Source organism: Microvirga sp. CF3062, assembly GCF_036314045.1.
Classification (GTDB): Bacteria; Pseudomonadota; Alphaproteobacteria; order Rhizobiales; family Beijerinckiaceae; genus Microvirga.
This window is the reverse complement of record NZ_JAYGGN010000002.1, coordinates 419,932-432,664: the sequence shown is the minus strand read 5'-3', so window position 1 is coordinate 432,664 and position 12,733 is coordinate 419,932. Positions and strand designations below refer to the sequence as shown.

At 63.5% G+C, this 12,733-nt stretch carries 11 protein-coding genes; all 11 read left to right on the top strand.

Annotated elements, in window-relative coordinates; translation table 11 throughout:
* Nucleotides 1–1,164 carry an ABC transporter permease gene (locus tag VB618_RS05505; RefSeq protein ID WP_329795563.1) on the top strand — a complete coding sequence of 388 codons (1,164 nt, stop codon included), beginning with the start codon at nt 1–3 and terminating at the stop codon, nt 1,162–1,164.
* Nucleotides 1,161–1,559 carry a hypothetical protein gene (locus tag VB618_RS05500; RefSeq protein WP_329795562.1) on the top strand — a complete coding sequence of 133 codons (399 nt, stop codon included), beginning with the start codon at nt 1,161–1,163 and terminating at the stop codon, nt 1,557–1,559. The genes VB618_RS05505 and VB618_RS05500 overlap by 4 nt, the downstream gene beginning before the upstream one ends.
* Entirely contained in the window at nt 1,547–3,184 is a 1,638-nt protein-coding gene (locus VB618_RS05495; RefSeq protein WP_442931673.1) for an ABC transporter ATP-binding protein, read from the top strand. The genes VB618_RS05500 and VB618_RS05495 overlap by 13 nt, the downstream gene beginning before the upstream one ends.
* A 17-nt stretch (nt 3,185–3,201) precedes the next feature.
* Nucleotides 3,202–4,185 carry a cation diffusion facilitator family transporter gene (locus tag VB618_RS05490; protein WP_329795561.1) on the top strand — a complete coding sequence of 328 codons (984 nt, stop codon included), beginning with the start codon at nt 3,202–3,204 and terminating at the stop codon, nt 4,183–4,185.
* Between the two features lie 68 nt (nt 4,186–4,253).
* A complete protein-coding gene (locus VB618_RS05485; protein ID WP_329795560.1) occupies nt 4,254–5,474 on the top strand; it encodes a phosphopentomutase in 1,221 nt (406 codons plus the stop codon).
* A 255-nt stretch (nt 5,475–5,729) separates the two neighbouring features.
* On the top strand, nt 5,730–6,992 hold the full coding sequence (locus VB618_RS05480) for a GTP cyclohydrolase II (RefSeq protein ID WP_329795559.1): 1,263 nt from the start codon (nt 5,730–5,732) through the stop codon (nt 6,990–6,992).
* 142 nt (nt 6,993–7,134) lie between these two features.
* Nucleotides 7,135–8,388 (top strand): URC4/urg3 family protein, encoded by a 1,254-nt coding sequence (locus tag VB618_RS05475; protein WP_329795558.1) that lies wholly within the window; start codon nt 7,135–7,137, stop codon nt 8,386–8,388.
* Between the two features lie 36 nt (nt 8,389–8,424).
* Nucleotides 8,425–9,054: a uracil phosphoribosyltransferase gene (upp, locus tag VB618_RS05470; protein WP_329795557.1), complete on the top strand. Its 630-nt coding sequence runs from the start codon at nt 8,425–8,427 to the stop codon at nt 9,052–9,054.
* A 48-nt stretch (nt 9,055–9,102) separates the two neighbouring features.
* Nucleotides 9,103–10,005, top strand: a complete 903-nt coding sequence (locus tag VB618_RS05465) for a 2-dehydro-3-deoxygalactonokinase (protein ID WP_329795556.1) — start codon at nt 9,103–9,105, stop codon at nt 10,003–10,005.
* A 306-nt stretch (nt 10,006–10,311) separates the two neighbouring features.
* The gene (locus VB618_RS05460; protein ID WP_329795555.1) at nt 10,312–11,694 is read left to right on the top strand and encodes a leucyl aminopeptidase family protein; all 1,383 of its coding nucleotides are present in this window, start codon (nt 10,312–10,314) and stop codon (nt 11,692–11,694) included.
* 63 nt (nt 11,695–11,757) lie between these two features.
* On the top strand, nt 11,758–12,609 hold the full coding sequence (locus VB618_RS05455) for a C40 family peptidase (protein WP_329795554.1): 852 nt from the start codon (nt 11,758–11,760) through the stop codon (nt 12,607–12,609).
* The last annotated feature ends 124 nt before the right edge of the window (nt 12,610–12,733 follow it).

Sequence of the window (12,733 nt, the reverse complement as noted above, 5' to 3'; positions counted from 1 at the left end):
ATGAACGAGAACGTTCCCGTCGTTTCGCCTGCCTCCTCGCCCGTCGCCCCGCCCCTGCCGCGCCAGGGCTTCATCAAGCTCTCGCCGCTCAACCGGCGGCGATGGGAAAACTTCAAGGCGAACCGGCGCGGCTACTGGTCGTTCTGGATCTTCCTCGTCCTGTTCGTCCTGAGCATGTTCGCGGAACTCATTGCCAACGACAAGCCGATCCTCGCCTCCTACAAGGGCGAATTGCTCTACCCGGCCTTCGTGAATTATCCGGAGGAGAAGTTCGGCGGCTTCCTGGCCGTCACGGATTATCGCGATCCGGTCATCCGAAAGGAAATCCAGGACAACGGATGGCTGCTCTGGGCTCCCGTCCGCTTCTCCTACACCACGCACAACCTAGACCTTCCCGTTCCGGCTCCCGCCCCGCCGACCTGGATGCTCACCGACGATCAGTGCCGCCCGATCGCGGAACGCAATGGCGGCAAGGGCTGCAACGATATCGAGTGGAACTGGCTCGGCACCGACGACCAGGGACGTGACGTGGTCGCGCGCCTCATCTATGGCTTTCGCATCTCGGTGCTGTTCGGCCTGACGCTGGCAGGCATCTCATCGATCATCGGCGTCCTGGCCGGCGCCGTGCAGGGCTATTACGGCGGCTGGACGGATCTACTCTTCCAGCGCTTCATCGAGGTCTGGACGGCCATTCCTTCGCTCTACCTGCTCATCATCATCTCAGCGGTGATCACGCCGAGCTTCGTCGTATTGCTCGGCATCCTGCTGCTGTTCTCCTGGGTGTCGCTGGTGGGCGTCGTGCGCGCCGAATTCCTGCGCGCCCGCAACTTCGAATACGTGCGCGCAGCACGAGCCCTGGGCCTGTCCAACGTCACCATCATGTTCAAGCATCTTCTGCCGAACGCCATGGTGGCGACGCTCACCTTCATGCCGTTCATCATCAACGGCTCGATCACGACCCTGACCTCGCTCGACTTCCTCGGCTTCGGCCTGCCGCCGGGCTCACCATCGCTTGGGGAATTGCTCGCGCAGGGCAAGGCGAACCTTCAGGCGCCCTGGCTCGGCCTCGCCGGGTTCTTCGTGATCGCCCTGATGCTCAGCCTTCTCATCTTCGTCGGCGAAGCCGTTCGCGACGCCTTCGATCCGAGAAAGACGTTTCGATGAGTGCCGAACAGGCTATGGGACAGGCTCAGAGTCGCCGTACTGTCGCGGTCTTTTCAATCCTTTTGTTCAGCATTCTTCCTGCTGCATGGTGTGTGTCGATCTTTCTCGACCTCCTTCTGCATGGCATGTCAGACTTGCAGAAAGAAATATCACGCTGTTCAGCCGATGACCGGGCTGAGGTTGATGGCCCGGTGATATTCCTGGCGTTACTGTTCGTCGTCTCGATCATGGTCGGCGCAGCCATTTTCATGAACCTTCTGCCGAGGCGTTATGCTGGGCTGCTGTCATTCGGACTTGTCTTTCTGCTCAGCTCCGCCGCCGCTGTTGGGGCAGGCAAATATTTCTATCATCTCGAGCAAGAGGTTTTGAGGGAAGGACGGCCATGTCTGCCATAACAGAACCCCTCCTCTCGGTTCAGGACCTCTCCGTCGCGTTCCGCCAAGGCGGGGGCGACATGCTGGCGGTCGACCGCGTGTCCTTCGATGTCATGCCGGGCGAGACGGTGGCGCTGGTGGGCGAGTCCGGTTCGGGCAAGTCGGTCACGGCGCTGTCCGTCCTCAAGCTCCTGCCCTACCCGTCCGCGCATCATCCTTCCGGCCGCATCCTGTTCAAGGGCAAGGACCTGATCCCAGCGGACGAGAACGAGATGCGGAAAGTCCGGGGCAACGACATCACCATGGTGTTCCAGGAGCCGATGACCTCGCTCAACCCGCTCCACACCATCGAGCGGCAGGTCGGCGAGATCCTGAAGCTGCATCGCGGCCTTAACGACCGCGAGGCGCGCGCCCGCACATTGGAGCTTCTCGATCTCGTGGGCATCCGCGAGGCGGAAAGCCGCCTGGGCGCTTATCCGCACCAGCTCTCCGGCGGCCAGCGTCAGCGTGTGATGATCGCCATGGCGCTCGCCAACGAACCGGACCTCTTCATCGCCGACGAGCCGACAACGGCGCTCGACGTGACGGTTCAGGCGCAGATCCTGAAGCTGCTCGCCGAACTGAAGAGCAGGCTCAACATGTCCATGCTCTTCATCACGCACGACCTCGGCATCGTGCGCAAGATCGCCGACCGCGTCTGCGTGATGTTCAAGGGCCAGATCGTCGAACACGGCACGGTCGAAGAGGTCTTCGGCAACCCGCAGCATCCCTACACGCAGCGGCTGCTGGCGGCAGAGCCCAAAGGCCGCGCCAATCCTGTGTCTCACGACGCGCCCGTCATCGTCGAGGCAGGGCCGATCAAAGTCTGGTTTCCCATCAAGCGCGGCTTCTTTCAGCGCACAATCGGCCATGTGAAGGCCGTCGACGGCGTGTCCGTGCGCGTGCGCCGGGGCGAGACGGTGGGCGTCGTGGGTGAATCCGGCTCCGGCAAGACGACGCTGGGTCTGGCCATCCTGCGCCTCGTGCAGTCGGAAGGGCCTATCGTGTTTCTCGGCAACCGCATCGACGGCATGCGTGCCAATGGCATCCGCCCCATGCGCAAGAACCTTCAGGTGGTGTTCCAGGACCCTTATGGTTCTCTCTCACCGCGCATGTCGATTGCCGAGATCGTCGAGGAAGGGCTGCTCGTCCAGAACAAGGATCTCAGTTACGCGCAACGCCGCGACGTGGTGGCGAAAGCCCTGCAGGATGTCGGCCTCGATCCGGCCACCATGGACCGCTACCCTCATGAGTTCTCCGGCGGCCAGCGCCAGCGCATCGCGATTGCCCGTGCCATGGCGCTGGAGCCACAATTCATCATGCTCGACGAGCCGACCTCGGCGCTGGACATGTCCGTGCAGGCACAGATCGTGGAACTGCTGCGCGATCTGCAGAAGCGGCGCGACCTCGCCTACATGTTCATCAGCCACGACCTGAAGGTCGTGCGCGCGCTCGCCAACCACGTGGTGGTGATGCAGAACGGCCAGATCGTCGAGGAAGGGTCGGCCGAGAGCATCTTCGCAGCGCCACGCACCGACTACACCAAAGCACTGTTCGCCGCGGCCTTCAGCCTTGAGACGGCAGCTTCGAACGCGGTTCGCGAATAGGGCGCTACGCTTCTAACATGCCTGCGCATCACCACTCGGCCGGCCATTCGCATCACGGGTATTCCCACGCTCCTCCGGCCAGTCACCGACGTGCCTTCGCCATCGGTATCGTTCTCAACTTGGGCTTCGTTGCCGCCGAAGCGGGTTATGGATTCTGGGCCGATTCCATGGCCCTGCTCTCCGATGCCGGGCATAACCTGAGCGATGTGCTCGGCCTTGCCATTGCATGGGGTGCATCATTGCTCGCCCGACGTGGGCCGACGGAGCGTTTCACCTATGGCCTGCGCTCCAGCTCCATTCTCGCGGCGCTCTTCAATGCACTCCTTCTGCTGATCGCGGTCGGCGGTATCGTGTGGGAATCCGTTCTGCGCCTCGTCGATCCCACGCCTGTCGCGGCCGTCACCGTGATGATCGTGGCGGGCATCGGCATCATTGTGAACGGGTTCACGGCCTTCCTGTTCATGGGCGGCCAGCACGATCTCAACATCCGCGGCGCCTTCCTGCACATGGTGGCTGATGCTGCCGTGTCCCTGGGCGTCGTGCTCGGCGGGCTTGTTATCCTCTGGACGGGCGCGGATTGGATCGACCCTGTCTTGAGCCTCGTTATCGCCGGGGTCATCCTCTGGAGCACCTGGGGATTGCTGAACCAGTCCCTGACCCTGTCCCTTCACGGCGTACCGCGCAGCATCGCAATCCCCGAGGTCCGCAGAACTCTCCAGCGGATGCCCGGCGTTGCGCGTGTTCATCACCTGCATGTCTGGGCGATGAGCACGACCGAGACGGCGCTCACGGCCCATCGCGTTATGCCGGGCGGGCATCCGGGCGACGGATTTCTGGCAAAAGCGCAGCAGGAGCTGAAGACTCGTTTCGGCATCGGGCACACGACCCTGCAAATCGACATCCACAACCCCAGCGGTCATGAACAAGACCCTGAATGCTCCTTGGACGCCCGCGATCATTGCCACAAGGGCAACGATGATGAGGGGCACCACCATCATTGAGGACCATCGCATCTTTTGCCGCAATGTCGTATCAGTTGTGTTTCTTGTGGCTTGAAGGATTTCACTGAATGCCTCGCGCTCTTCTCATCGTGCTCGATTCCGTCGGTATCGGCGGCGCGGAGGATGCTGACGTCTATGGCGATGTTGGTGCCGACACGCTCGGGCATATCGCGGAGGCTTGCGCCGATGGGCGTGGCGATCAGGCAGGCCTGCGGCAGGGGCTGCTCCATCTGCCGCATATGACGGCGCTGGGTCTCGGGCTTGCGTGTGAAGCCTCGACGGGGCGCATGCCGCCGAACTTAGCACCGCAAGGGCCGCTGAAGGGTGCTTGGGGCTATGGTGTTGAGACCTCCAAGGGAAAGGATACACCCTCGGGCCATTGGGAGATCGCAGGCGTGCCAGTCACCTTCGACTGGGGCTATTTCGCCAACACGATCCCGGCCTTTCCGGAGAAGCTGACAGCAGCGCTTATCGAGCGTGGCAACCTGCCCGGCATCCTCGGCAACAAGCATGCCTCAGGCACGGTGATCATCGAGGAGTTTGCCGTAGAGCATCTGCGGACCGGAAAGCCGATCTGCTACACCTCCATCGACAGCGTGCTGCAGATCGCAGCGCATGAAGAATTCTTCGGGCTGGAGCGGCTCTACGAATTGTGCCGGATCGGGCGCGAACTCTGCGACGAGTACAAGATCGGCCGCGTGATCGCGCGCCCTTTCCAAGGCACGCCCGAGACGGGCTTCAAGCGCACCGGCAACCGCAAGGATTACGCCACGCCACCGCCTTCTGACACCATCCTCGACACGCTGACGAAGGCGGGCCGCTCCGTCGTCAGCGTCGGCAAGATCGGCGACATCTTCGCTCATCGCAGTACGGGTCGGGAGATCAAGCCCAACGGCAATGAGGCCTGCCTGTCAGCCGCCATCGACGCGTTGAAGGATCTGCCGGACGGCGGCTTCGTCTTTGCGAACCTTGTCGATTTCGACAGCGAGTTCGGCCACCGCCGCGACATTCCCGGCTATGCAGCCGCGCTCGAAGCCTTCGACCGACGCATCCCGGAGATCGAGGCCGCTCTCCAGCCAGGCGATCTCGTCATCATCACCGCCGACCACGGGAACGATCCTTCCTGGCGCGGCTCCGACCACACCCGCGAGCACGTGCCGATCCTGAGCTTAGAGGCAGGCCTTAAGCAGGGCTCCATGGGACGGCGGGAAAGCTTTGCCGATATAGGGGCCAGCGTGCTGGCCCATCTCGGGGTACGGAACCCAGGCAAGGGAACGCCCTGGCTCTGACTCACTTCGTCATGGCCGGGCTTGGCCCGGCCATCCACGTCTTCAATCCGCATCAAGACGTGGATCTCCGGAACAAGTCCGGGGATGACGTGGAAGTGATTGCGCCCGGCTTTTAAGCGGCTAAGCCACACCCTGTGCCCTGTGCCCTGTGCCATTGACGGCCCCGCAACTTTAGATCAGTCTCCCATAGATCGTATGGAGGCTCTCCGACGATCAGTCGAGGGAGTCTTCCCGTTCTCGCGTGGAAGATTGTTCATGAGCTCGCCCAACCGCTCGACCCATATCCGGATCACGTCCCACCCGGAGCCCAACACCGGCACCATCAGGCATCCGATCAAGTGGGGAGCGAAGGCCCCGAAGGAACGCGGGCCGATCATCGGCACCGTCACCAATCCGGCCGACCGCAACGTGATCGGCGCCCATGGCGGCTCCTACTCACTCTACCGGGCACTCGCCATTTCGGCCCGGGCCATGAACCCGCTGGCACGGCCGGACCTCCACAACACGCATCCGACCGCTGAAATCGGCCCGCATCCGCAATGGTTCGAGCCGGGCAGGATCGTGTCCCTCGATCCCTGGGGCCATCTGGTGGGTGAGGCCTTCCGAGACGATATCGCCGGCGGCCTCGATATCCGTCCCAGCATCGCCGTGACCAAGGCGCGGCTGAACATGCCGGAGATCCTCGGGGCGATGGGCGCGAAGCGCTTGCACGCCGATGGCGGCTTCTTGCATGAATCCGGCGACATCTCGGTGACCAAGATCGCGGTCGATCCGGTCTGGCATCTCCCAGGCATCGCAGAACGCTTCGGCTGCTCGGAAGGCGAATTGCGCCGCACCCTGTTCGAGCAGACCGGCGGCATGTTTCCGGAGCTCGTCACGCGTCCGGACATGAGCGTGTTCCTGCCGCCCATCGGCAACATCACGGTCTATGTGGTGGGCGACGTGTCGCGCCTGAGCGATCCGAAAACCCGCATCGCCTGCCGCGTCCACGACGAGTGCAATGGCTCCGACGTGTTCGGCTCCGACATCTGCACATGCCGGCCTTACCTCGTTCACGGCATCGAGGAATGCGTCAGAGAGGCGCAAACAGGCGGCGTCGGCGTCATCGCCTATAACCGCAAGGAGGGACGCGCGCTCGGCGAAGTCACCAAGTTCCTCGTCTACAACGCCCGCAAGCGGCAGGAGGGCGGCGATCAGGCCTCCACCTACTTCGAGCGAACCGAATGTGTGGCCGGCGTGCAGGATGCGCGCTTCCAGCAACTGATGCCCGATGTCCTGCACTGGTTGGGCATCAGCCGCATCGACCGGCTCATGTCCATGTCGAACATGAAGTACGATGCCATCACCGGCTCCGGCATCGAGGTGGTGGAGCGCGTGCCGATTCCGGCCGAGCTGGTGCCGCCGGATGCCCAGGTGGAGATCGAGGCGAAGAAGGCGGCCGGCTACTACACGCCGGAAGGAGCGCCGGACGCGTCGGCATTGGACCAGGTGAAAGGCCGCGATCTGGAGCGGTTCTGAAGCAATGAACCACGAGGCGGGTGCCGGCTTGCCGCCGGTGCCCGCTTCGTTTTTAACCTTTCCGTCAAGCCGTCCTGCCGGGGATAACGCGTTGCCAAAAGTTTGTGCTATCGCATCCCCATCGCGATCATCGGAGCCCTGAGTGACCGACCAGCCTGACCTGTCTTCCGAAACAAAAGCCGCCCGAAGCCTTCTCTCCGCCGCTGCGGTGCGGGAGCGGTCGCACCAGCTTCTGCAGGCGGGTCTCGAAGGCCGTCTCCAGCACTTCACGGTCGATCTCGGGCAGCTTGAGCCTTGCGCCGACGAGGTCGTGAAGACCATCCGCGAGGCCTATCCCTCCCTCGACATCCCGTTCCATGCCCGCTGGCGCCACTTCGCCGCCGGAGGGCACGAGCGTTGGGGCGCAGTGATGCACGGCGCCCCCTGGGGAAAAGCTGCCGACATGGCTCGCGCCGCTTTCGATCTTGCGATCGTGTCGGTCCTGCTCGATGCGGGCGCCGGCGCGCAGTGGCGCTACGAGGAGGGCCGCACGGGCGAAACTTACATCCGTTCTGAGGGGCTTGCGGTGGCAAGCTTCGACATGTTCGTCAGTGGCGCATTTTCGAGCGATCCCGAGAACCCCTTCCGGGTCGATGCCGATGTGCTGATGACGCTCACCGCCGAGGACCTCGCCTCCGGCTTCCAGGTCTCAGACGATAATCCGCTCGTCGGCTTAGAGGGCCGCGCCGCGCTCCTCAACCGTCTCGGACGCGTGGTCGCAACGAACCCGGACATCTTCGGACAGGTGGACGATCCCCGCCCCGGCGGCCTCTTCGACGTAATCGCCGCAACCGCCGAGGGCGAGCGCATCAAGGCGACTGCGATCCTCGAGACGCTGCTCACCTATCTCGGCCCGATCTGGCCCGGCCGCATCACCCTCGGCGGCATCGATCTCGGCGACACATGGCGCCATCCGCTGGTCGAGGCGCAGGATGCCACGAAGGGGCTTGTTCCCTTCCACAAGCTGTCGCAGTGGCTCTCCTATTCGCTGATCGAACCGCTCGAATGGGCAGGTTTTTCCGTGGTCGAGATCGACGGCCTCACGGGCTTGCCGGAATACCGCAACGGCGGCCTGTTCCTCGACAGCGGGGTGATTGCCCTGAAGGATCCGGCCGATGCGGCTCGCCCCCATGCGGTGGATTCGCAGCTCGTGGTGGAATGGCGGGCCTTGACGGTCGCTCTTCTCGACCGCATTGCCGAACCGATCCGCACGAAGCTGGGATTCGTCGCAGCGGACTTTCCCCTTGCCAAGGTGCTCGAAGGCGGCACCTGGGCGACGGGGCGGAGATTGGCGAAGGAGAAGCGCGGCGACGGCTCGCCTCCTCTCAGCGTGATCAGTGACGGGACTGTGTTTTAAATGAATCAGCATACGACGATCAAAGAGGGAAGAAACATGCAGGGCGTCACCGTGGTCGATCATCCGCTGGTTCAGCACAAGCTGACCTTGATGCGGGACAAGGAACGCTCGACGAAGGGCTTCCGCCAGCTCCTCAACGAGATCGGCATGCTCCTCTGCTACGAGGTCACCCGCGATCTGCCGATCGAGCGCATCCAGATCGAGACGCCGATGACCACTATGGAAGGCGCGCAGATCGCAGGCAAGAAGCTGGTGCTGGCTCCCATCCTGCGTGCCGGCGTCGGCTTTCTCGACGGTATGCTCACCCTCGTTCCTGCCGCGCGCGTCGCCCATATCGGCCTCTACCGCGACCCGGAATCGCTCCAGGCTGTCGAGTATTACTTCAAGGCCCCGTCGGATCTTGCCGACCGCATGGTGCTGGTGCTCGACCCCATGCTGGCGACGGCAAACTCGGCCGTGGCGGCCATCGACCGGCTAAAGGAGCGCGGTGCGAAGGATCTTCGCTTCGTCTGTCTGCTGGCGGCGCCCGAGGGCATCGAGAAGCTGCGCGGCGCGCATCCGGATGTGCATATCTGGACCGCCTCCATCGACGAGCGCCTCAACGATCACGGCTATATCGTGCCGGGCCTCGGCGACGCTGGCGACCGGATGTACGGAACGCGCTAAAGTTTACGCGACTTATCCCTTCGCTTCTCACAACAGGGGGTATCAGCCTTGCGCTTCATTGTCGCCGACTGGGGAACGACCCGCTTTCGCGGCTATCTGATCGAGAACGAAACCATTCTCGATCAGGTCTCGTCGGACGAGGGCGTCTCGGCCCTGCAAAAGGGTCAGCACCGCGATGTATTCCTGCGTCAGTGCGGCCCCTGGCTTCAGGCCGAGCCTGACGCGCCGGTGCTGCTCGTCGGCATGGTGGGCAGCCGCGAGGGTTGGGTCGAGGCACCCTACGCCTCCTGCCCTGCAGGTCCGGCGGAAATTGCCCAGGCCCTCGTGCCGGTGGATCTGGGGAACGGCCGCAAGGGTCATATCATCCCTGGTCTGTTCTGCGAGCCCGCGCCAGGAGCCGCGGATGTGATGCGCGGTGAGGAGACCCTGGTTCTGGGCACCGGCATTGAAGATGGCCTGATCTGCTCGGCCGGCACGCATCCGAAGTGGATCCTGATGCAAAAGGGCCGCATCGAGCGCTTTGCTACCTACATGACCGGCGAGATGTACGCGCTGCTGCGTGAGCATTCCATGATCGGCCGCCCGGCCACTCAACCAGAGGACCCCAAGGGCTTCGACCTCGGCCTCGAGGCGGCCGACCGCAACAGCGGGGAAGCCCGCGTCGGCCTGCTCCACCTCCTGTTCAGCGCTCGTGCGTCCGTCGTCTCCGGTCGCATGCACAGCAGCCTGCTCGCGCCTTACCTGTCCGGTCTGCTCACCGGCGACGAGATCAATGGGGCGCTGTCCCAGTTCGGCCGTCCTGCCTCTGTCACCATCCTGGCCGCGCCGGAACGCGCGGATCTCTACGTCCACGCGCTCAAGCGCCACGGCATCAAGGCCGAGATCAGGGATACGCAGCAGGCGTTGATTGCAGGCTTGGCACGGATCGTACGTCAGCATGCGCTGGGTTAACCCACGACCGTCATCCTAGACGGCGTAAGCCGATCCGGGATCGGGTTCAGAACAAGGCGCTGTAGCCCTCCTCCCTCTTGTGGGGAGGAGTTGGAGGTGGGGGTGCCGGCGTCAGGCTGGTCCAGTTCAGCGCTCACACCCCCACCCTTCATCCCTCCCCACAAGGGGGAGGGAAAGAGAGCCACATTCGTCTAACGATCCCGGATCTTCGCTGCACTTCGTCCGGGATGACGGCTCGAGAAGGATGACACACGTTGTCTGAGCGCCTAAAACTGCCCGAACTCTCCTCATATGAGATCCCGAACCATGCCTCATCCCCTCCTCGCCTCCGCGAATGAAACCTCGAAGCCAATCTGGCTCGTCACCGAACAGACCTGGACCGAGATCGCCGGGAGCCTGCCGCCGCTGGCGCAGGGCTTTGCGAGGGCTCAAGGGTTTACGGGCAAGGCTGGAAGTCATTGCCTGTTGCCTGATGCGAACGGTGAGCTTTTTGCTGTCGCCTTCGGCCTCAACGGAACAGACGCCAAGCAGAACGATCCATTCCTCCCCGGCAAGCTCCCCACGCTGCTGCCGGAAGGCGTCTATCGCTTCGAGACCGAAGCACCAAACCCGACGCTCGCCACGCTGGCCTGGCTGCTCGGCGCCTACAGCTTTTCTCGCTACCGCAAGAGTGCTGAGAAAGCCGTGCGCCTCGTGGTGCCGAACGGCGTCGATGCAGACGACGTGTCGCGTATTGCGAATGCCGTCGTGGAGAGCCGCGACCTCGTCAACACGCCGACGAATGATCTCGGCCCTGACGGTATCGAAGCAGCTGCGAGAGAGCTGGCGGACAGCCATGGCGCCTCCTTCACCAGCATCGTCGGCGACGATCTGCTGAAGCAGAATTTTCCGATGATCCATGCGGTGGGCCGCGCCTCCATCACCCCGCCGCGCCTCATCGATTTCACCTGGGGCAATGCGAATGCACCGCGCATCACAATCGTCGGCAAGGGCGTGGCCTTCGACACGGGCGGCCTCGACATCAAGCCTGCCTCGTCCATGCTGCTTATGCGCAAGGACATGGGCGGCGCTGCCGCGACGCTGGCCTTGGCCTCCATGATGATGGGGGCCAAGCTCCCCGTGCGTCTGCGCGTGCTCATCCCGGCAGTCGAGAATTCGATTTCGAGCAACGCTTTTCGCCCCGGCGACATCCTGCCAAGCCGCAAGGGCATTTCGGTCGAGATCGGCAACACGGACGCGGAAGGACGCCTCGTCCTCGCCGATGCGCTCGCGCTCGCCGACGAGGAGAGCCCTGACCTGATCGTCGATTTTGCAACGCTCACGGGTGCTGCCCGCGTGGCGCTCGGCCCCGAGCTGCCGCCCTTCTACACCGATGACGATGCGCTCGCTGCCGACATCGCCCGCCATGGTGCGGCAGTGAACGATCCCGTCTGGCGCCTGCCGCTCTGGTATCCCTACCAAGCCCAACTCGATTCCAAGTTCGCCGACATGAACAACACCGGCGGACCCATGGGCGGCTCGATCACGGCAGCCCTTTTCCTGCGCCGCTTCGTAGAGGCCGCGAAGGCGCATGTGCATTTCGACATCTTCGCCTGGAACAACTCCACCAAGCCGGGGCGCCCCGAGGGTGGCGAAGTCCATGCGGCGCGTCTCATGTACGCCCTCCTGAAGGAGCGCTATAGCGCTTGAGCCGCTGGCGTTTTGACGCTGAAGCGGCTAGGAAATCTGGTTACAGTCCGAGGAGTTGCCCCGATGAGTTTCGACCGCCGCATCACGCCCGTCCGTACGGATCTCGCCGATGAGCGCCTGCGTGGGCAGGTCGAGGCCGAGCGGTTCACGACCGGCACGGTCAAGCGCCTCATCACGACCTTCTCGCCCCTGCACCGCCACCCCTCCCGGGAGGCCCCCGTGGACACGCAGGCGGTCTTCGGAGAAAGCGTCACCGTCTACGACGAGCACGAGGGCTGGTCCTGGGTGCAGCTCCACGACGATGGCTATGTGGGCTACCTGCCGAGCGAAGCTTTGGGCGAGGCGGGCGAAGCCCCGACCCACAAGGTGCGGGCGATCCGCACCTTCGTTTATCCGGGCCCGAACCTGAAGCTTCCCTTTCAAAGCTACCTGACCTTGAACTCCAAGGTCTCGGTGATGGAAACGGAAGGCGACTACGCGCGGCTCGCCACCGGCGGCTGGGTCTTCGCCGCGCATCTGAGCGGCCTCGATGCCTTCGAGACAGATTACGTCACTGTAGCCGAACGCTTCCTGCACACGCCTTATCTCTGGGGCGGCAAGACGAGCCTCGGCATCGACTGCTCGGGGCTGGCGCAGACTGCATTGGCGGCAGCCGGGATCAAGGCGCCCCGCGACAGCGACATGCAGGAGCGCGAGCTCGGCACAGCCATCGAGGTGAAGCCGGACTTGAGTGGGCTCAAGCGCGGCGATCTGGTGTTCTGGAAAGGGCATGTGGGCCTGATGATGGATGGAGCGAACTTCATCCATGCCACCGGCCACAGCATGACCGTGATGATTGAGCCGCTGGCCGTCGCCGAAGAGCGCATTCGCCTGAGGAGCTACGGGCCGATCAGCGCGATCAGGCGGCTTGGTTAAACCTCATCGTCATCCCGGACGAAGCGCAGCGTAGATCCGGGATCGTTGGACGAGAATTGCTCCCTTCACCTCTCCTTGTGGGAGAGGTCGCGCCTTCAGGCGCGGGTGAGGGGTTAGAGGCTTA